The sequence below is a fragment of the Photorhabdus caribbeanensis genome, assembly GCF_018448885.1.
GTDB lineage: Bacteria > Pseudomonadota > Gammaproteobacteria > Enterobacterales > Enterobacteriaceae > Photorhabdus > Photorhabdus caribbeanensis.
The window spans coordinates 68,392-89,263 of record NZ_RCWB01000008.1 but is presented as its reverse complement, the minus strand read 5'-3'; the positions used below and the strand labels follow the sequence as shown (position 1 = coordinate 89,263).

Below are 20,872 nucleotides of genomic sequence, written 5' to 3'. Positions count from 1 at the left end.
AACAGAATCCTACTCCCCTCCCAAAAAGTTTTGTTTCACCCGCTTTTGTAATACTACACCTATCTGGCGATCCGTGAAATCAACAGAAATATAAAGAGGAATGTCAGCATAATGCAAAAAATTAAATAATTGATGCAGAAAAATTAATTATGACAAACATCAAGGCGTAACGTTAATAACTCTATTTTAATCTTATGATCATACCTGAAACTTTCCACAAAACACCATGAAAGTTTCAGGTATTTAATCTCTTCTCATTGAATTTTTTTCGAGAAGTTTATTTTAATTCACTTTGAATATCTGCTTGGCCATATTTCGAAAGGCTCACAATTTAAAGCGGTAGCAATGAGCTGCTCACCTTTAGGCCACGGACGGTGCAAAGCATTTGATAAAGTGGATGATGCAAGCCCCGCTTCTCTTGAAATAGCAGATAACGACGTTCCCCGCTTTTTAAGCTCTGCAATAATATCAGCCGGGTGCCAGTCGTTTTTTACAATCATTCCTGATTCTCCTCTCAGTTTGGTTATTCAAGGTGCTATATTCATACTCTCTTTAGATTAATATTTTTATATTGTTACAGCTTTTTCCCTGAGTCCGCACTGGTGCGGAATATAAAAAACAACTGTACTAAAACGTTAAACTCCGCTAAGTACAGCCAAATATTCTCCGAATAGGAACATTTATATCTAACAGCTAAAAGGTCATAAATGAACGTTAATTGTTAAGAAATGTTCTTTTATGGATACTAGAATGTTTAAAAAGTTTAGTTATTTTGGGAAATGTTGGAAGCGCATTAAATACATTAGCGAACATCCTAAAAAAGCGCTTCAATGACGAGGAATAACACCAATTAATACTTTATAGCCATCGAAAAATTGCCTGCACAACAGCAAAGCCAATCGATAATTATCGACTGGCTGAATGACTGTTAACGTGCTTCATTCTATGCCGTTAACCTGCCCTTAATGCGATAAAACCACCGTCCTCCCAATATTGCCACCATAAGTTCAAGAGACGCTATTGCGGCTAAAGTTAGGATAAATAAGGTCTTGCCCGCGCCAACTAATATCCATCCTCCTATCGCTGGAAATCCAAATATCCCCACAAAGTAAGCGACAACGAACCAAGTAAGGGCCGCATGACGGTTCTCAAGCGCAGAGTCGTTTACTGCCCATGTTTGAATAACGGGATACACCAATCCATAACCTATCCCCGTTAACATGGCCGCCACAATCTGAAACATAGGGTGAACCGGTATGCCTAGCAAAGCCAGAATGCCCATGATTAAGAATAACATCAGTACAATGACTAACGGGATACGGGGCATCGTCGATAAACAGCGGGCTAGCAAAAGCCGCGCTACAACCACAGTCGCTGCATGTACAGCAAAGAATGTACTTGCATTTGCTTGAGTCCCTTCAACCAACGAGCTCTGGAACGACATCATCCCAGAGAATACGCCGCCTCCCAGACCCACCATCACAATAGGACGGATCGCACTACTGGCAGCAATCTTGGTTATTTTTTTCACCCAAGGTCTCAGTGATAACTCCCGTTGACCATGCGGCTCTTTGATCCCAAAGGTCGCCAGAAGTAGTGAGGCGAGGATGCCAATAACGCCAACAAAGAGAAATGTTATTCGGATGGGCACTCCTGCCTGTTCAACCGCCGCAGCGAGAAGGATGGGACTACCGCAAATCCCAGCCATTTGAAATGCGCTGAAACGAGTAAACCAGTGACCCCTGTCAGCGTCAGTGACACGCTCCGACAATGCCATAGGCCCACTGATATAGAACATTCCCCAACCAAGTCCAATCAAGAACGCCGCGATACGCGGGATGTAACTCAGTTCACCGCTGAAACCGCCTAAAAGAAAATAACCACAAGACATCGCTAACGCCGCGAGGGCTGCAAGACGCGATGCTTCCAATTGACCGGCAAACCATCCGACCAAAGGAACGCCAATCAAGGTGCCAACCAAAGCCACGCTAAGGGTCGTCCCCGTGTCAATGTCACTCCCCCCTTGTAACCGAAAATACGCGGAAATAAGAAAGGTGGCGCCATATCCCCCAGCAGTGAACAGGGTTCCGAACAGGAGAAAAAGTGCCGACATTGTTCGCATGAGTCTAACTCCATCTTAATTATTACAGGACGCCGAATGGCTTTGGCGCCATCGACCTCAGTTTATTCACCGCTTTTTGTAGACGGAGACAAACATACCGTATCTCGTCTTCATTATTAAATCTTCCTAGCCCGAAACGCACACTGGCTTGAGCCTGAGCATCGTTGAGTCCTATTGCCTTCAATACATGTGATGGCGCCCTGTTAACGGATGTACATGTAGACCCAGAGGACAACGCAATCTCGGAAAGCTCCAGCAAAAGCGAATCAGCATCCAAGCCGTTGAAGGAGACATTTAACAGACAGGGAAGGCATTCGGTGAGATGCCCGTTTATCCGAACGTCAGCCACATTCTCGATAATATATGACCGAAGTAAATCCCTTAAATAACGTAACCTCATCGACTCATCAGGCAAGTTTTTAACAGACAGTTCGACGGCACGCCCGAAGCCTACTATCCCCGGAACGTTAAGGGTTCCAGGCGTAAGCCTCGCTCATGTCCCCCGCCAACAATGAGAGGAGCGAGGGTTATATTTTTATCCACGCACATATGCCAAAGCTCTCGACCAAGCGCAGTCCTCAAAGAATACCTCCAGAATAGCGTCTGAGCCTTTGTTACCACCTGTGGCTTTCTCAAAATATTCCTTCGTAATTGCCGCACAGGTAAGTTTCTGAGTTGGCTCTTCGTAAGAAACATCTGATGTCAGCGATTTGCCGTCAGCAAGGTTTTTGGACACCATCCGCCGGGTGATGGTTTCAGGTATTTCTCCGGAAGCTAGAATGTGGACAAGGTGCTGCCTGGCTGAATCTTCGTGAATAACACGTATTTCACTGAGCGGAATCTGATATTTTTCTGTTACGGGTAAGAAGTAAATCCGGTGCTCCATGACATTCCAAATAACCAATATAGTTACCATTCAGGCGGTGTTCTTTATACTTCGGTGGTAATGGCTGGCAGGTTTGCAAAAGCGCAAGGGTTTTCATAATGATTTCTTGCGCTTTTTTATTGTTGACGTACTTTTTGGCATCCTTTTTTAAATCGGCTTTGATAAACGAAAATCAGCACTTATTACCAACCTAAATCACTTTTTAATTCATCAAGCGTGTTGGCACGGTGAATACCTATCCCGTTTTCTAGATCATGAATTGCCTGTAACGTCTCGCTATTCGGTTGCAGCAACCCATCCGGCAGCCGACCTTCTGCGGTTAATCGATTAATAACCATATTCACTTTTATATAGTCGTTGTTCCACTACCGACAAAATGATAAGAAATACTCAACACATCAAAACTGCCAAACAAATCAGTTCTTGCATCTGTATTCTTTGAAAGGAGGGTTTTACCCCTCCTGTTTAACTAATACTTACCGATTAAGCCTGACCTTTTACTTCTTTCAGGCCATAGAAAGGAGCACGATTACCCAAAGCTTCTTCAATACGGATCAACTGGTTGTATTTAGCAACGCGATCAGAACGGCTCATAGAACCGGTTTTGATTTGGCCTGCCGCAGTCCCTACTGCCAGATCAGCAATAGTCGCATCTTCCGTTTCACCAGAACGATGAGAAATTACCGCCGTGTAACCTGCGTCTTTTGCCATTTTAATCGCTGCCAGTGTTTCTGTCAGAGAACCAATCTGGTTGAATTTGATCAGAATGGAGTTAGCAATGCCTTTCTCAATACCTTCTTTCAGAATATTGGTATTGGTGACAAACAGGTCGTCGCCAACCAACTGGATTTTTTCGCCCAACACTTTTGTCTGGTAAGCAAACCCTTCCCAGTCAGATTCATTCAATCCATCTTCGATAGAAACAATCGGGTACTTTCTGGTCAAATCTTCCAGGTAATGAGTGAACTCTTGAGAAGTAAAAGTTTTACCTTCGCCTTTCAGTTCGTAGTTACCGGTTTCTGAGTTGTAGAATTCAGAAGCGGCGCAATCCATAGCCAAAGTGACATCTTTACCCAAAACATAACCGGCTTGTTCTACCGCTTCTTTAATAGCAGCCAGTGCAGCCGCGTTAGATTCCAGGTTAGGCGCATAGCCCCCCTCGTCACCAACCGCAGTGCTCATACCTTTCGCTTTCAGAACTTTAGCCAAACTATGGAAAACTTCAGAACCGATACGCACCGCCTCTTTCAACGTTTTTGCACCAATCGGCTGAATCATAAATTCCTGGATATCAACGTTGTTATCCGCGTGTTCACCACCATTGATGATGTTCATCATCGGCAATGGCATAGAGAATTTACCCGGAGTGCCATTCAATTCAGCAATGTGCTCGTACAACGGCATGCCTTTCGCCGCTGCTGCTGCTTTAGCGTTAGCCAGAGAAACCGCCAGAATCGCGTTAGCACCGAATTTGGATTTATTTTCAGTACCATCCAAGTTGATCATGATTCTGTCGATGTTAGTCTGATCTTTAGCATCCTGACCGATAACTGCCTGTGCAATCGGGCCATTCACTGCATCAACAGCTTTCAATACACCTTTACCCATAAAACGGGATTTGTCACCGTCACGCAGTTCCAACGCTTCGCGAGAACCGGTAGATGCACCAGAGGGCGCAGCCGCTAAACCCACAAATCCCCCTTCCAGATGCACTTCTGCTTCTACGGTTGGGTTGCCGCGGGAGTCAATGATTTCACGACCGATCACTTTAACGATTTTGGACATTAGGTTTTCCTCAGTACAAGTTACATTTCAGGTAAGTGACGGAATACTTCATACCGCCACTCACTGCACATCTTATTTGAGCTGGCCTTTCTGATATTTACCGGCGGCTTTAACAAAACCAGTAAACAATGGATGGCCATCACGAGGAGTGGAAGTAAATTCTGGGTGGAACTGACAAGCCACGAACCAAGGATGGTCTGGGATCTCAATAATTTCGACTAATTTATTGTCTACTGAACGACCCGCTACCCGAAGACCAGCATCTTCAATACGTTTCAATAGTAAATTATTCACTTCATAACGATGACGATGACGCTCAACAATCGTATCTGCCCCATACAAGGTGCGCACTAAGCTATCTTTTGTCAGGTGGCATGGTTGACCACCCACACGCATTGTTCCACCGAGATCACTCTCTTCGCTGCGCACTTCTAAATTACCGTCTTCATCACGCCATTCGGTGATTAGACCAACAACCGGGAACCGGCAATCCGGCTCAAATTCTGTTGAGCTGGCTTTCTCCATGCCCGCAACATGGCGAGAGAATTCAATCAATGCCACCTGCATGCCGAGACAGATCCCCAGATAAGGAATTTTGTTCTCACGAGCATAACGGGCTGTCATGATTTTGCCTTCCACACCACGACCACCGAAGCCGCCAGGAACCAGAATCGCATCCAGTCCCTTCAATAATTCAACACCACGAGTTTCAACATCCTGAGAATCAAGCAGTTTGATATTAACCGTCAGACGATTTTTCAATCCACCGTGCTTCAATGCCTCAATCACGGATTTGTACGCATCAGGCAATTCAACGTATTTACCCACCATCCCAATAGTGACTTCACCAGAAGGGTTAGCTTCTTCGTAAATGACCTGCTCCCATTCGGACAAATTTGCTTCCGGGCAATCGAGGCTGAATCGTTTACAAATATAATCATCTAAGCCTTGAGATTTCAATAGCCCTGGGATTTTATAAATGGAATCAACGTCTTTTAGGGAGATAACCGCTTTCTCCGGCACATTACAGAAAAGCGCGATTTTTGCCCGTTCGTTAGCCGGGATGACGCGATCTGAACGGCAGATCAGAATATCCGGTTGAATACCGATAGAAAGCAGCTCTTTTACCGAGTGCTGAGTCGGTTTAGTTTTGACTTCGCCAGCCGCCGCCAAATAAGGCACCAGTGTCAGATGCAGATATAAAGTGTGTTCACGGCCAACTTCGACTGCCATTTGGCGAATGGCTTCAAGGAATGGCAACGATTCGATATCACCGACCGTACCGCCAACTTCCACCAGCACCACATCATGACCTTCACCACCACTGATGATGCGATCTTTGATTTCATTAGTGATGTGAGGAATAACTTGAACGGTTGCCCCCAAATAGTCGCCACGGCGCTCTTTGCGCAGCACTTCGGAATAAACCCGCCCCGTCGTAAAATTATTGCGGCGAGTCATTTTAGTGCGGATGAAACGCTCATAGTGACCTAAATCGAGATCAGTTTCAGCACCGTCTTCGGTAACGAAGACTTCCCCATGTTGGATTGGGCTCATCGTACCTGGATCGACATTGATGTACGGGTCCAGTTTCATAATCGTGACATTGAGTCCACGGGCTTCGAGTATAGCCGCCAAAGAGGCTGCGGCAATGCCTTTACCCAGAGAGGATACGACCCCGCCGGTCACAAAAATATAATTAGTTTTCATGCTGAACCTGAAAGTTTAGGTTTAAAGATGATGGATATAACCAGGACGGGAAAGCAGTATACCCGAACCTTAAATTTGCCACAAATAATCTGAACGCAAATTAAGGTACTTTTCCCGCATTTTGTTGTCCCACATTAACCCCATCTCTACTTAAGCATAGCCGGTTCATTCGTTGTACATGGATAACAGCCCCTTCATAGCATTGTCAATGTCAACATGAGCACAGACACAAACTTTATTTTCCATGAAGTCAATCGTGCCTGTTTATTCTCAATGTCGGATGATTTTATTGCTTTAATTGATTAAAAAACAGTATTATTGCTTCTATAGTGATCATTTCATCTAAATCACACTCAACCCAAAGGCCCCATTATAGGTAACAGTCGCTTATGATTTAAGGAGCGGTGCCATGATTATACTGACCCAGGAACAATTCGATAAAATTATTGATGCAGAGGACAATACTTATATTGAAAAAATCAGGCAATGCATTTTGTCAGAACATGCCGACTTGGTTGTGCATGAGGATGAGAAAAATTTGCATAAGCGACTGAAAGAGGCATATCGATATCTAATCGACGACCTAGGATTTAGAAATAAAAAGCTGATTAAATCATACCTTTATTTAACCGCCTTCAATCTTAATTTCCATGATGCGCCAGAAATCAAAAATGCCCTTGAAACAGGAGAAAACCCGGAACAACAATACAAAGATATCCTGAGAATAATAGATAAGTTGTTGAAAAGGAGCAATTAACATGCCTTTACCTCTGTTAGTCCCGGCAGCCCTGACTGCTGCCGAATATGCGGCATCAGCCCTTGCGGGCATATTAGTCGGCGTTGGGGTTGGCCTCGGTGTTGAAGAGATGACAAAAGAGGATGAAAAAGAGGAATCGCTAGCCCAAACAGATGAGATCAGTACAACAAGGGAAGAATGCAAGGTGTGTCCAGCTACTGAGAGAGTGAGTTCTGGCTGGGAGAGCACCAGTTCATATTCGCAGATTACCCTTGATTATCAACTCCAGATAGCTAAAACCGTTTACAAACCGGACGCCAAACTTATACAGGTATGGGAATGTCTGGGAGTCAGTTTTGATGGCTGGCGCCCAAAAGCATGCCTGTTTCTGGAATCCAAAGCGAAATATGATCAGTTTTTTAGGAAGGGAAAGCCAATGGAGTGGTGGACGGGAGATCAATCTATGATAAAGCAAGCTAGTAGACAACAAGAAGTATGTACTTCATTGAATGGCATTCCACGCGCCCACTGGCATTTTATGGAACCTATGAGTGCAACTTACTATTCGAAAGAATTCTCTGGGCATCCCAACGTTAAAGTATTTCTCACCCCTTTAATTAAATAGACGAGGTAATAAATGGCTATTTTATCACTAGAAATAGAACTGTATTTTGACTGGAAAGAATCGTTGACTCCACAAATGGCACTCACTGATTTGTATAAGATAACGCAACAGATTGATCTATTCTTTGGATATCACAAGACTTGGTTTCTTCCCGGACACTCCCGTAAACAGGCATTAGAACACACCGCCTTTGATGAACAAGGGGCAACGAAAAAGGTAATAGAGGCATTTGAGAAGGATTATAAGGAAATACCACCTTTTATTGTCCAAAAAATCTGGGATGGTGAAGATGATGACCTTGCCTGTTCTATATCCTACAGAAACTACCGTAGTGACAGGTTAGGACAAACCAAAATAAGAATAGATCTCAACATTGATGAAAAAGAGTTTCAATTTTCACGGTTAATTGATTTTATTACCTTTTTGGTTTTCAGCCGTAATACTCCCTACATTATGGTGGAAACTAACGGCTATACCTTGAAACGAAATCAGGTATTTCCCGACAGGTTAAGTGCAGGCTGGATGATTTATTTACCCTTCGTTATAGATCCCGCATTATTACCAATGGCAGATGAAATCTTGCCTATTGCAAATGATAAAGAGCAATTAGGCACATTAATCATCAGCAAAAAAAGCATTTTTGACGGCGAAAATCAGGACGATATTGATAAAGCCAATGATGTTGAAATTCAGTTGTTAAATCTGGGATTACTGCCATTAATTACTGAGGTTTAGTCGCTACCCTTATCAGGCAGGCATTTCACACTCTTTTATTCGGATAGTACGAAACAACATATGACTATTTTATCACCAGAAATAAAGCTGTATTTTGACCGGCAAGAACCCTTAACTCCTCAAATAGTATTAACTGATTTATATCGAATTACTCAGCAAATCGATCACTTTTTTGGGCGTCATAAGACTTGGTATCTGACTGGTCATACTCGTAAAGAAGCATTGGAACACCTTGTTTTTGAAGAGAACCACCCGACGGAAAAAGCGTTTCAAATATTTGAAAAAAGTTACAAAGAAGATTTCCCTTTTATAGGAAAAAAAATTTGGGATGGCGAAGATGATGATCTTGCCTGTTCCCTATTTTATGAGAACTATCGTAGAGACAGGTTAGGACAAATTAAGGTAAGAATGGATCTCAATATTGACGAAAAGGCGTTTCAATTTTCACGGTTGATTGATTTTATTACCTTTTTAGTTCTCAGCCGTAATGCTCCCTACATTATGGTGGAAACTAACGGCTATACCTTGAAACGAAATCAGGTATTCCCCGACAGGTTAAGTGCAGGTTGGATGATTTATTTACCCTTCGTTATAGACCCCTCATTGTTACCAATGGCAGATGAAATCTTGCCTATTGCCAATGATAAAGAGCAATTGGGCACATTAATCATCACCAAAAAAGGCATTTTTGACGGCGAAAATCAGAACGATATTGATAAAGCCAATGATGTTGAAATTCAGTTGTTAAATCTGGGATTACTGCCATTAATCACTGAGGTTTAATGCTGCCCTTATCAGGGCAGTACTTTACCCCCCTTTATTTGGATAGTACGAGGTAATGCATGGCTATTTTATCACCAGAAATAGAGTTGTATTTTGACCGGCAAGAACCCTTAACTCCCGAAATAGTATTGGTTGATTTGTATCGAATTACTCAGCAAATCGATCACTTTTTTGGCCGTCATAAAACCTGGTTTTTGACTGGACACACTCGTAAGGAAGCATTAGAGCATCCTGTTTTTGAAGGACAGCATCCAACGAAAAAAGCAGTTCAGGTATTCGAAAAAAATTACAAAGAAAATTTTCCTTTTATGGGAAAAAGTATTTGGGATGGTGAAGATGATGATCTTGCCTGTTCCCTATTTTATGAGAACTATCGTAGTGACAGGTTAGGACAAACTAATATAACAATAAGACTCAATATTAACGAAAAAGATTTTCAGCTTTCACGGTTAATTGATTTTATTACCTTTTTAGTTCTCAGCCGTAATGCTCCCTACATTATGGTAGAAACTAACGGTTATACCTTGAAGCAAAATCAGATATTTCCCGACAGGTTAAGTGCAGGTTGGATGATTTATTTACCCTTCGTTATAGACCGCTCATTGTTACCAATGGCAGATGAAATCTTGCCTATTGCAAATGATAAAGAGCAATTAGGCACATTAATCATCAGCAAAAAAGGCATTTTTGACGGCGAAAATCAGAACGATATTAATAAAGCCAATGATGTTGAAATTCAGTTGTTAAATCTGGGATTACTGCCATTAATGACTGAGGTTTAACAGCGACGAGATAATTTTCTATTCTTCATCATTCTTTTGATATCTCTTCGTGAATCAGCGCCACTTTCCATTTCCGCTTTTTTCGTGCTGATAACAGCCCCCTTGGGCTGTTTGCCATCTCTTTACTCAACCAGCTTTCATGCTACTCTTTACGATTATTGCTTCTTAACTTGTTGCCATATTTGTTCCATTTCTTCCAATGTTGCCGCTTCCAAAGTGTGACCTTGGTTCAGGATCTGCTTTTCTACTTCTCTAAATCGGTTCTCAAACTTATTGCATGCTTTTTGCAATGCAATTTCCGGTTTGTATCCGAGATGGCGAGATAAATTCACAACGGCAAACAATAGATCACCAATCTCCTCTTCCAAATGCTGTTGATCAACCACCGCCTGATGAGCCTCATCCATCACTTCGTCGATCTCTTCATAAACTTTGTCCAGAACCGGCCCCAAAGTATCCCAGTCAAAACCAACCGCAGCACAACGTTTCTGTATTTTATACGCTTTCATCAATGCCGGCAGACTTGCCGGAATGTCATCAAGGACCGAATGTAGATCTTTTTGCGCTCTTTCCTGTGCCTTACGTTTTTCCCAACCATTGATAGCCACATCACCGCTGATATCCTGCTGCTGACCGAAAATATGTGGATGACGACGCTCCAGTTTGTCGCTAATCGCGTCGCAGATATCATCAAAATCAAACAACTGTTGCTCTTTGCCCATTTCAGCATAGAACACCACCTGGAATAACAGATCGCCCAACTCTTCTTTTAGATCAGAAAAATCACCTCGTTCAATGGCATCAATGACTTCATAAGTCTCTTCTAATGTATAAGGCGCGATAGTTTTGAATGTCTGTTGTTTATCCCAAGGACATCCCTGTTGAGGATGGCGCAACTGCGCCATAATCCCCAGTAACCGTTCTATAGCAAATGATTTCATTTTTTATCCAAATTTTCCTGCGGTCAGTTGCCATGAAGGCGTTTGGCTTCAATAACATCCGGTAACTGATTGATTTTCGCTAAGATTCTCCCCAGTACTTGCAGGTTATAAATCTCAATATTCATGTCAATGGTGGCAATCTGCTGTTTTACATCACTACGGCTACTCACCCCAAGCACGTTCACTTTCTCATTAGCCAAGATCGTGGTGATATCACGCAATAATCCACTGCGATCGTTCGCAACAACACGCACAATCAGTGAGTAACCACTGGAATAGCTCTCTCCCCAAACCGCATCCACCACCCTTTCCGGCGCATTTGCCTGCAACTCCGCCAACTGTTCACAATCAACCCAATGGATAGAGATTCCTCGACCACGAGTGATAAAGCCGACAATCTCATCGCCGGGAATGGGCTGGCAGCAACGAGCAATGTGATGCATCAAGTTACCCACACCTTCTACCACAATCCGCCCATCGTCTTTAGCAGAACTACGCTGTGGATGGGATTTATTCTCTAAATTGCGAAGCGCTTCCCGATCTGCATCCTCTGCGGTGGTTTTCTTGAGTTTGCTTTGTAAGAAATTGACCAACTGGTTAATACGGATATCACCAACGCCAATTCCCGCCAGTACTTCATCAAGTGTATGGACGTTATAACGGGCAATGAGCAGCTTTTCCGCCTCTTTTAGGCTGATATCCAAGTGTTCCAGTTCGTTATCCAGCATCTGACGACCGGCGATAATGTTTTTATCCCGATCCTGTTTGCGGAACCAGTTATGGATTTTCGCCCGACCACGGCTTGTGGTGACATATCCCAAGTTTGGATTTAACCAATCACGACTTGGGTTCGGGTGTTTCTGTGTGATGATTTCAATCTGATCGCCCATTTGCAATTGATAGCTAAATGGCACAATGCGACCACTGATTTTCGCCCCAATACAACGATGCCCCACATCGCTGTGAATATGGTAAGCAAAATCCAGCGGCGTAGAACCGGTAGGTAAATCAATAACATCGCCTTTCGGTGTAAATACATATACCCGATCATCAAACACCTGACTGCGAACTTCATCCAGCATCTCACCAGAATCAGCCATCTCTTCCTGCCATGCGATCAGTTTACGCAGCCATGCAATGCGCCCTTCATATCCGGCACGATTGCCCGCCATTGCCCCCTCTTTATATTTCCAGTGGGCGGCGATTCCCAATTCTGCATCTTCATGCATCTGACGGGTACGGATCTGGATTTCCAATGTCTTACCACCCGGCCCAAGTACTACGGTATGAATGGATTGATAGCCATTCGGCTTCGGGTTAGCAACATAATCATCAAATTCATCCGGCAAATGACGATAGTGCGTATGTACTATCCCCAGAGCCGCATAACAATCTTGCAAACGTTCAACCACAATCCGCACAGCCCGAACGTCAAACAGCTCATCAAATGCCAGTGACTTTTTCTGCATTTTGCGCCAAATGCTGTAGATATGTTTAGGACGCCCATATATCTCAGTAGTGACGCCCTCCTTGAGCATATGCTTGCGTAATGTATTGACAAAGTGATCAATATACTGCTCACGATCAATGCGGCGTTCATGCAGTAATTTCGCAATTTTTTTATATTCATCAGGATGGAGGTAACGGAAGCAGTAATCCTCAAGTTCCCATTTAAGTTGACCAATGCCTAATCGGTTAGCGAGCGGCGCATAAATGTTGGAACACTCTTTCGCAGCCAATACACGCTCATCCTCAGTCGCCTCTTTAACTTCCCGCAAATGGGCAATCCGCTCTGCCAATTTGATAATGACACAACGAAAATCTTCCACCATTGCCAGTAGCATCCGGCGAACATTATCAACCTGTACAGAGCAGATTGAGTCGTGATGAGTGGCTTTTAGCTGGCGAATGGCATCCATTTCCATAACGCCTTTCACCAGATTGGTAATCACACTACCAAACGCCTCAGTGACGGTTTGAGCGTCAAGTAATTTGGCATCCACTAACGGGAACAGCAGCGCAGCACGCATACTGTCACTATCCATACTCAGCGTAGAGAGGATCTCAACCATCTCTACACCACGCCATAACAGAAGTTCTGAATCAGGATGATTTTGCGCTTTTTCGTGACAATAACGCCAGGTTTCGGCTAATTTCTCACCCAATTGAAGATTCGCTACATTTAAACTAGCGATCCACCTGTTTACTGCAAACTCTCCCGCAGGGGTTAAATGAGCACTTCTTACCGCAACCATAATCTCTCCCGACTACTTCATAGCTTCTACCCAACCACGATCTAACGACTAAATAGCACCATTGACTCCAGATGACCTGTATGCGGAAACATATCCAGCATCCTCACACTGATAATTTGATAGCCAGCCTCAAGCAGAATCTTACTGTCCCGCGCCAATGTTGTTGGATTACAAGAGACGTAGACCACCTTTTCCGGGGCTAACTCAACAATGTGTGACATGACTCCTGCCGCACCAGCACGCGCCGGATCTAATAAGACCTTGTTAAACCCCAATTTCGCCCAGGGTTGATGATGTATGTCAGCTTCCAGGTTCTCATGGCAGAAAGATATGTTATCCAAATTATTTAATCTGGCATTATATTGCCCATTAGCCACCAGTGTGGCAACCCCTTCGACTCCGACCACAGATTGCACTACGCGACCAATAGGTAAGGTAAAATTCCCCATTCCACAGAACAGATCGAGCACCCTGTCACTCGGTTGCAAATCGAGCCACGCTATCGCCTGAGCAACCATTTGCTGATTCACCTGATCATTAACCTGAATGAAATCTCTTGGACTGAAAACCAGTTTCAAGTCACCTACTTGATACCAAGGTTCCTGCGGTTCATTCAGCGATTCAAGTGAGGTTTCATCCGCTGCCAGATAGACAGCAGCATTATGTTGCACGGAAAATGTGCATAGTTTCTCTTTATCTTCCCGTTTCAAGGGATCAAGATGGCGCAATATTACCAATGGACCATTATCTGCCAGCACCAATTCCACATGCCCCAATCGTTTAACCGCTTTTAAGTTATTCAGACACTGAGATAATGGCTGCAATAACTGTTCCAATTCAGGTCGCAAAACAGGGCACTCTTTTATAGCAACTAATTCATTGGATTGATTTTGACGAAATCCCATCACCAGTCGGCGCTGTTTTATTTGATAATGTAAACCAAGCCTTGCCCGGCGCCGATAACCATATTCGGGACCGAAAATCACCGGCTTGGCAGAAACCGTTACACCGGTTTCCCGTCTAATTAGATGTTCGAGGACGCTGGCTTTACTCTCACGTTGTAAATCAGGCGCAACATGTTGTTGCTGACAACCGCCACATACTCCAAAATGCGGACAACGGGGATTGACACGATATGGGCTGTCAGATAGACGCTTAACCAACTTTGCTTTTGCAAACTGACGCTTCTCTTCCGTTAGTTGTACCTGTGCTTGCTCACCGGGCAATAATCCGGCGACAAAAATAGTTTTACCCTGATGGCGAGCTACGCCCTGCCCCTGGGCATCCAGATTATCAGCAGTGACTGTGATGATATGTCGATTTACTGTTCGGCGATTGGGGGAATAAAATTGCACCATGATTCTTACGGACTATGAATTATTAAGTTCTTATTTTCCCATAATGGACGATTATGACCAAATATAGCTTACGCATCCGCATGATGAGCCTGATCCTGATTCCAATTTTACTGGTTGGCATGTTTTTCAGTATCTCATTCCTCTGTTATCACCATCGTGAACTGAAAAACCAAATTGTTCGATCCGGGATCAGTATTATTGAACCCCTTTCCATCGCCAGTGAAATTGGCATAAACCTGCATAACCGTGAACGTGTCAATTCATTGATAACCCGGCTTCATCGCAGAAATTCTGAGATAGTTCGGGCAATTGCCATTTTTAATGATGATAATCAGCTATTTGATATATCAAACTATAAATACAATGCAACTCAACTACAGATCTCGCCAGATATGCCTCTGCCAATCACCCTGACAAAAACGGAGATTAAAAATAGTATTATTTTACGCATCCCCATTATTTCAGAACACCATTTGTCTCAGAATCAGCAGAATGCTGACGCCCCATCTTTACATCCGATTGGTTATATCGCTATTGATCTTGATTTACGGTCCGCTCACTTACAGCAATATAAAGAAATCGTTATTTTTATCTTACTATTACTCATTTGTCTTGGTTGGGCATCGCTGTTCGCCTACCATTTGGTTCGTAAGATCACAAAACCTATCAGCGATATCGTCAGCACTGTTGATAGAATTCGCCAGGGACAATTAGACAGCCGTGTCAGTGGGAAATATTTTGGTGAACTAGATACGCTGAAAAATGGCATTAATGCAATGGCCAAATCGCTCTCCAGCTATAAAGAAGAGATGCAAAACGATATCGATCAAGCAACGTCGGATCTGCGGGAAACAATGGAGCAATTCGAAATTCAGAATGTTGAGCTGGCAATAGCGAAAAAACGCGCTCAAGAAGCGGCCAGAATAAAAACGGAATTTCTGGCAAACATGTCTCACGAATTACGCACACCACTTAATGGCGTCATTGGCTTTACCCGCCAAACACTGAAAACACCTTTAACAATACAGCAAACTGAATATCTGTATATTATCGAGCGTTCCGCTAATCATCTACTGAATATTATCAATGACATACTGGATTTTTCGCGGCTTGAAGCGGATAAATTGGTATTGGAAAACATTCCATTCCTGCTACAAGAGACGATTGATGAAGTTATGGTGTTACTGACACTCAGTGCCAAAAGTAAGAATATTCAGCTAACTCATCATGTTGATCCTCAAATACCGAATCTGGTTGTAGGCGATCCTACGCGCCTCCAGCAAATATTCACCAATATCATCGGTAACGCGATTAAATTCACTGAACAGGGCTCTGTGGAGATAAAGATAGCTCTGTTACAACAGAAGCACCACAAAATCAATTTAGAGGTTACGGTCAGCGATACAGGCATTGGTATCAGCCCTGAACAGCAACCTCATCTATTTCAAGCTTTCCATCAAGCAAATGCCAGTATTTCCCGCCGTTATGGCGGCACCGGCCTCGGTCTGGTCATTACACGGAAATTGATCCAAGAAATGGGCGGAAATATCAGTTTTACCAGTGAGCCGAAAAAAGGTTCTGTTTTCCGTTTTGATTTATGGCTAGGAAAAGACGATTTCATTCTAACCGGCTCAGTTGTACCACAAAAGACGCTTATCCATCCTCCACGTTTACCGATGACCGTTATGGCCGTTGACGATAATCCAGCTAACCTCAAACTAATAGGCTCATTACTGGAAGAAATCGTGGAAAAAACCGTGCTATGTCGCAGTGGAAAAGAAGCTTTCCAGTCAGCAACCGCTCACCATTTTGATGTTATTCTGATGGATATTCATATGCCAGGTATGGATGGCATCTGTACTTCTGACAGCATCCATCAGCTACCGCAACACCGCAGTACACCGATCATTGCAGTTACAGCCTATACTTGCCGACCAAAGAGCGATACAGATCAATCTCCATTTGAGGATTTCCTGACCAAACCTCTTGATGAAGATCGCCTGAGATCAACGTTAAATCGCTACGTCAAAACGCCAAAATCACAACATATTAACTGGCCATTAGCGCTACAACAGGCCATTGGAAAAGAACAGATAGCTGTAAGCATGTTGCAAATGTTGGTAGATTTATTGCCAACGATTAAAACAATCACAGAAAAAGTTTTGTCAGGGGAAATAGTGGAAGATTATCAGCAGCAGATCCATAAACTGCACGGTAGCTGCTGTTATAGCGGCGTGCCACAACTTAAAGCCCTATGCCAATTAATTGAACAACAATTACAACAAGGCGTTCAATTAACCGATATCGAACCTGAATTGTTGGAGCTGACAGATGAAATTGATCATGTACTTACCGCCGCAAAAAAAATATTAAATAGCGGCGATAACATCAATTGCACACAATAAACTTACGATACTCCTCATAAGCATAATTATCTGTCATGCCACTGATGTAATCCTGAATAAGACGAGCGCGATAATAGAATTCTATCAGGTCTGTTTCAGCTTGATCAGTGGCAACAATTTTCTCTACTGCTTCACCATAAGCCAGGCGATGTTTGGTAGAAAGTTTGTGTAGCAACCGGGTTTCCATAAAATAATCTTTGTGGAAATTGTTCTGGTTCAGTTCCACAAAATCCTGACGGGACATCTTCAATAACGGATAATAAAAATCTAGTAACCCATTGATGATTCTGTATCCCTGCAACTCTAATTTTTCAATCTCTGGATGATTAAACACTCTCTTACAAGCAATGTTTTTCAATGTCCTAAGTAACCGATGCTCCTCGCTCTTATCTTCAAGTAGCGCTTGATTAAATGAACCCGCAAAAACAGCCGGCAGATGATCAATAAAACGACGAGCAGTGTAAGGCACAAGTTTGCCGGTAATATAAACCCGCAGATACATAAAAAATTGGTCCTGCTGACTTCGACGTAATTCGTTACCATGAATTCCCTTGTACGCCTTTCTGACCGTTACGTCGAATAGATCCCCGGCCTGATGACCGCCATTTTCTTGCCACTCCTGTTCCAAATATCTCATCAGGGTATCGACATTGAAAATCGCTTTTTCAACAGCATCATCCAAATCAGCAATGCAATAAGAGATATCATCTGCCGCTTCCATAATATAAGTCAGTGGGAAGCGACAGAATTCACCCATTTTAAGCTCACGACGTAATTCGCGCACAAAATGCGCTTCCGACCAATAAAAACCCGGTTTTTTCATCAAGTAATCAAATTGATTTGGTGTTTCTTCAAGATGAAAAGCAGGACAAGTATATTTTAGAATACAGCCAACCTGAGCATAAGTTAGATTGAGTTTTAATAAGCTATGCACCATACGAATAGCTTGAGCATTCCCTTCAAACTGACATAGATCTTTACGCAACTGGCGACGAAAGCGATCTTTTTTCACATCACCACACAAACGCAATGCGGGAATTTCGCATTGATCTTCCCGCTTAATATTTTCCAGGGAAAAATTAAGGTCGAGTTTTCTGGCAAACCAATCTTTAATTGCCGCTTCGCCAAAATGACCAAATGGCGGATTACCAATATCGTGCATTAAACACGCCATTTCAATCAAACTTTCAAATGATAATAGCCGTTTATCCAACCCGTAATCGGCCAGCAAATTACGCGTTTTCAATTCATTAATAATCGTTTTTGAAATATGGCGTCCAACCTGTTGCACTTCCAATGAATGCGTCAAGCGACTGCGAACGGCGGCATTATTTTCCAGTGGAAAAACCTGAGTTTTCTGCTGTAAACGACGAATAGCCGCTGAATTCATAATCCGCCCACGATCGCTTTCAAACTGGCGAATAACCTGCTCTTCATCATGAGGATCAATATGATACTGACGATATTTACGCTGATAGTTAAGCTTTTGACTAAAGTCTATCCCGGACATTTATCCCCCGACTTGTGAGATAGCACTGTTTTACATCACAGATTATCTGCTTGTTCCGAATTAAATGTTAAACTCAAACATGGGATGATTTTATATGATTAATTAATCAACAGCGAGTATGACATCATGAAAGTAGGCGTGATAGGTGCTATGGAACAAGAAGTGACTTTACTGCGCGATCAAATTGAAGATTGCCAAACACTGTCACGAGGTGGTTGCGAAATCTATATCGGTAAGCTCAACGGCGTGGAGATCGCACTGTTAAAATCCGGTATTGGTAAAGTTTCTGCCGCAATTGGTACAACTTTGCTGCTTGAACACTGTCAGCCTGATGTGATTATTAACACCGGATCGGCAGGCGGCCTTGATCCGAAGCTACAAATCGGTGATATCGTGGTATCCAGCGAAGTTCGCTATCATGACGCTGATGTCACCGCTTTCGGTTATGAACCCGGTCAAATGGCACAATGCCCCCCGGCTTTTGTGGCGGATGACCAGTTAATTGCCCTGGCGGAAGAGTGTATTCATTCACTGAATCTGAACGCAGTGCGTGGGCTGATTTGCAGTGGTGATGCATTTATTAATGGCGCGGAACCTCTGGCGCGTATCCGGGCGACGTTCCCACAAGTGACGGCGGTAGAAATGGAAGCAGCAGCGATTGGGCATGTCTGCCACCAATACAATACTCCGTTTGTCGTTGTGCGTGCTATCTCTGATGTGGCAGATAAAGAATCTCATATCAGCTTTGATGAATTTCTTGCCGTGGCAGCCCGTCAATCTACATTGATGGTCAACGCAATGCTGACAACACTGAGTAAAGATAAATAATATATTACTGGCACGCCCCGATTAATATTTTCGGGCGTGTTTGCGGGCGGCATACTTAATGTTTTCAAGAGCATAATTCTAAAGAGCACTCCTCAATGAAATGGATAAAAAGCGCAAGTTCAATTGGGTTATCGCTTTTACTGTTTCTCAGTAGTTTCAGCCATTTTCTGTATGCCACTCCCTTACGGGTAATCAGTTTATCTCCGTCAACCACTGAATTAGCCTACGCCGCCGGATTAGGCGACAATTTGATTGCCGCCAGCGCTTACTCTGATTATCCCCCTCAAGCCCGTAAACTTGAACAAGTAGCCAACTGGCAAGGTATCAATCTGGAACGTATTATTACCCTTAAACCTGATCTGATTCTGGCATGGCGTGGCGGTAATCCCCAACGTCCACTAGAACAACTTGCTGCTTTTGGCATTAAAATCTTTTATTCCGATCCCACAACCACCGAACAGATAGCGCAGGATTTAGAACGACTAGCTGAATATAGTCCTCACCCAGAACAAGCAAAAAAATCCGCGACTGAACTTCGTCAACGATTTGCCAATTTGCAACAAAAATATGTCGCTTTAACACCAAAACCAGTCTTTTTACAATTCGGCACTTATCCTCTGTTCACCGCTTCAGGACATACATTGCAAAGTGAAGTGCTTTCAATCTGTGGCGGCAGAAATATTTTTGCCAATAGCCCCGTCCCCTGGCCCCAAGTCAGTCGTGAACAAGTACTCATCAGGAAACCTGAGATAATTGTTATTAGCGGTGGACAGGAACAGGTGAAATTAATTGAAGATTTCTGGCATCCACAATTACGTGCCAAAGTAATTACATTACATGAAGATTGGTTTCATCGCGCAGGACCACGCATTATTCTGGCCGCCGAACAGCTATGCCAGCAATTGAACGATGATGGTTCCTGATCAATCAGAATCATTCAAAAGATGGCAGGAATATCCCGCAAACAGGTCATATGATATTCATAGACCTATCGCGGGAATCGCCTGGAATCAGATACTGAAAGAAGAACCACAACCACAAGTTGTCTTAGCATTAGGGTTGGTGACGATAAAACGTGAACCTTCCAGACCTTCGGTATAATCAACACAACCGCCAACTAAATATTGTAGGCTCATCGGATCAACAACCAGCTCCACTCCCTGCTTCTCAATGGTCATATCACCTTCATTTATTTGATCATCAAAGGTAAAACCATACTGAAAACCGCTGCAACCTCCACCGGTGATATAAACCCGTAAACGCAAGTTTGGGTTTTCTTCATCCGAAACTAAGATTTTCACTTTGTTAGCAGCAGCATCCGTAAACTGCAAAGGTAATGCGATATCATCGCTCATCATTTTTACTCCAGCTAAAACTCGGCAAAAATGTTCAGGAGACTACAAAATTTGCC

At 43.3% G+C, this 20,872-nt stretch carries 20 protein-coding genes and 1 pseudogene; 8 read left to right on the top strand and 13 right to left on the bottom strand.

Annotated features, from left to right (window positions below; genetic code table 11):
* Positions 1-287: 287 nt before the first annotated feature.
* The 8 genes and pseudogenes from EAE90_RS07870 to pyrG form a co-directional block, all read right to left on the bottom strand.
* Complete coding sequence (locus EAE90_RS07870; RefSeq protein ID WP_214053031.1) at positions 288-500, bottom strand: helix-turn-helix domain-containing protein; 213 nt, start codon at positions 498-500, stop codon at positions 288-290.
* Positions 501-943: 443 nt separating this feature from the next.
* Entirely contained in the window at positions 944-2,122 is a 1,179-nt protein-coding gene (locus EAE90_RS07865) for an MFS transporter (RefSeq protein ID WP_214053030.1), read from the bottom strand.
* Between the two features lie 22 nt (positions 2,123-2,144).
* Entirely contained in the window at positions 2,145-2,552 is a 408-nt protein-coding gene (locus EAE90_RS07860) for an aminotransferase class V-fold PLP-dependent enzyme (RefSeq protein WP_246550503.1), read from the bottom strand.
* 108 nt (positions 2,553-2,660) lie between these two features.
* Positions 2,661-2,990: pseudogene (locus EAE90_RS07855) on the bottom strand (hypothetical protein); the annotation flags it as partial.
* A complete protein-coding gene (locus tag EAE90_RS07850) occupies positions 2,950-3,105 on the bottom strand; it encodes a type II toxin-antitoxin system RelE/ParE family toxin (protein ID WP_422615982.1) in 156 nt (51 codons plus the stop codon). The pseudogene EAE90_RS07855 and the gene EAE90_RS07850, both read right to left, overlap by 41 nt.
* An 85-nt stretch (positions 3,106-3,190) precedes the next feature.
* Positions 3,191-3,346, bottom strand: coding sequence for a type II toxin-antitoxin system antitoxin, RelB/DinJ family (locus EAE90_RS07845; RefSeq protein WP_214053029.1), 156 nt, complete (start codon positions 3,344-3,346; stop codon positions 3,191-3,193).
* Between the two features lie 145 nt (positions 3,347-3,491).
* A complete protein-coding gene (eno, locus tag EAE90_RS07840) occupies positions 3,492-4,793 on the bottom strand; it encodes a phosphopyruvate hydratase (RefSeq protein ID WP_036780494.1) in 1,302 nt (433 codons plus the stop codon).
* 72 nt (positions 4,794-4,865) lie between these two features.
* A complete protein-coding gene (pyrG, locus tag EAE90_RS07835; protein WP_214053028.1) occupies positions 4,866-6,503 on the bottom strand; it encodes a glutamine hydrolyzing CTP synthase in 1,638 nt (545 codons plus the stop codon).
* A gap of 409 nt (positions 6,504-6,912) precedes the next feature.
* Here pyrG and EAE90_RS07830 point away from each other — a divergent pair, with 409 nt between their 5' ends.
* Genes EAE90_RS07830 through EAE90_RS07810 form a run of 5 tightly spaced genes read left to right on the top strand, consistent with a single transcriptional unit; the run spans position 6,913 to position 10,164 of the window.
* Positions 6,913-7,260, top strand: a complete 348-nt coding sequence (locus EAE90_RS07830) for a hypothetical protein (RefSeq protein ID WP_214053027.1) — start codon at positions 6,913-6,915, stop codon at positions 7,258-7,260.
* Position 7,261: 1 nt separating this feature from the next.
* A complete protein-coding gene (locus EAE90_RS07825; protein WP_214053026.1) occupies positions 7,262-7,864 on the top strand; it encodes a restriction endonuclease fold toxin 5 domain-containing protein in 603 nt (200 codons plus the stop codon).
* A 12-nt stretch (positions 7,865-7,876) separates the two neighbouring features.
* Positions 7,877-8,599 (top strand): Imm52 family immunity protein, encoded by a 723-nt coding sequence (locus EAE90_RS07820; RefSeq protein ID WP_214053025.1) that lies wholly within the window; start codon positions 7,877-7,879, stop codon positions 8,597-8,599.
* A 60-nt stretch (positions 8,600-8,659) separates the two neighbouring features.
* A complete protein-coding gene (locus tag EAE90_RS07815; RefSeq protein ID WP_214053024.1) occupies positions 8,660-9,382 on the top strand; it encodes an Imm52 family immunity protein in 723 nt (240 codons plus the stop codon).
* A 59-nt stretch (positions 9,383-9,441) separates the two neighbouring features.
* Positions 9,442-10,164: an Imm52 family immunity protein gene (locus EAE90_RS07810; protein ID WP_214053023.1), complete on the top strand. Its 723-nt coding sequence runs from the start codon at positions 9,442-9,444 to the stop codon at positions 10,162-10,164.
* Between the two features lie 155 nt (positions 10,165-10,319).
* Here EAE90_RS07810 and mazG read toward each other — a convergent pair whose 3' ends face one another.
* Genes mazG through rlmD form a run of 3 tightly spaced genes read right to left on the bottom strand, consistent with a single transcriptional unit; the run spans position 10,320 to position 14,718 of the window.
* Positions 10,320-11,105 (bottom strand): nucleoside triphosphate pyrophosphohydrolase, encoded by a 786-nt coding sequence (gene mazG, locus EAE90_RS07805; RefSeq protein ID WP_214053022.1) that lies wholly within the window; start codon positions 11,103-11,105, stop codon positions 10,320-10,322.
* 23 nt (positions 11,106-11,128) lie between these two features.
* The gene (gene relA, locus EAE90_RS07800) at positions 11,129-13,360 is read right to left on the bottom strand and encodes a GTP diphosphokinase (protein WP_214053021.1); all 2,232 of its coding nucleotides are present in this window, start codon (positions 13,358-13,360) and stop codon (positions 11,129-11,131) included.
* Positions 13,361-13,401: 41 nt separating this feature from the next.
* On the bottom strand, positions 13,402-14,718 hold the full coding sequence (gene rlmD, locus EAE90_RS07795; RefSeq protein WP_214053020.1) for a 23S rRNA (uracil(1939)-C(5))-methyltransferase RlmD: 1,317 nt from the start codon (positions 14,716-14,718) through the stop codon (positions 13,402-13,404).
* A gap of 53 nt (positions 14,719-14,771) precedes the next feature.
* Here rlmD and EAE90_RS07790 point away from each other — a divergent pair, with 53 nt between their 5' ends.
* Positions 14,772-17,123, top strand: a complete 2,352-nt coding sequence (locus EAE90_RS07790) for an ATP-binding protein (RefSeq protein ID WP_214053019.1) — start codon at positions 14,772-14,774, stop codon at positions 17,121-17,123.
* On the opposite strand, the gene dgt is transcribed toward EAE90_RS07790, so the two are convergent.
* Positions 17,107-18,633 (bottom strand): dGTPase, encoded by a 1,527-nt coding sequence (gene dgt / locus EAE90_RS07785; RefSeq protein WP_214053018.1) that lies wholly within the window; start codon positions 18,631-18,633, stop codon positions 17,107-17,109. The genes EAE90_RS07790 and dgt overlap by 17 nt on opposite strands.
* Before the next feature lie 126 nt (positions 18,634-18,759).
* Between dgt and mtnN the strand changes: the two genes are divergently transcribed.
* Together mtnN and btuF are read left to right on the top strand one after the other, a co-directional pair.
* Positions 18,760-19,461, top strand: coding sequence for a 5'-methylthioadenosine/S-adenosylhomocysteine nucleosidase (gene mtnN, locus EAE90_RS07780; RefSeq protein ID WP_214053017.1), 702 nt, complete (start codon positions 18,760-18,762; stop codon positions 19,459-19,461).
* 95 nt (positions 19,462-19,556) lie between these two features.
* Positions 19,557-20,384, top strand: coding sequence for a vitamin B12 ABC transporter substrate-binding protein BtuF (gene btuF / locus EAE90_RS07775; protein WP_214053016.1), 828 nt, complete (start codon positions 19,557-19,559; stop codon positions 20,382-20,384).
* Positions 20,385-20,471: 87 nt separating this feature from the next.
* Here btuF and erpA read toward each other — a convergent pair whose 3' ends face one another.
* On the bottom strand, positions 20,472-20,816 hold the full coding sequence (erpA, locus tag EAE90_RS07770; RefSeq protein ID WP_036781943.1) for an iron-sulfur cluster insertion protein ErpA: 345 nt from the start codon (positions 20,814-20,816) through the stop codon (positions 20,472-20,474).
* Between the last annotated feature and the right edge of the window lie 56 nt (positions 20,817-20,872).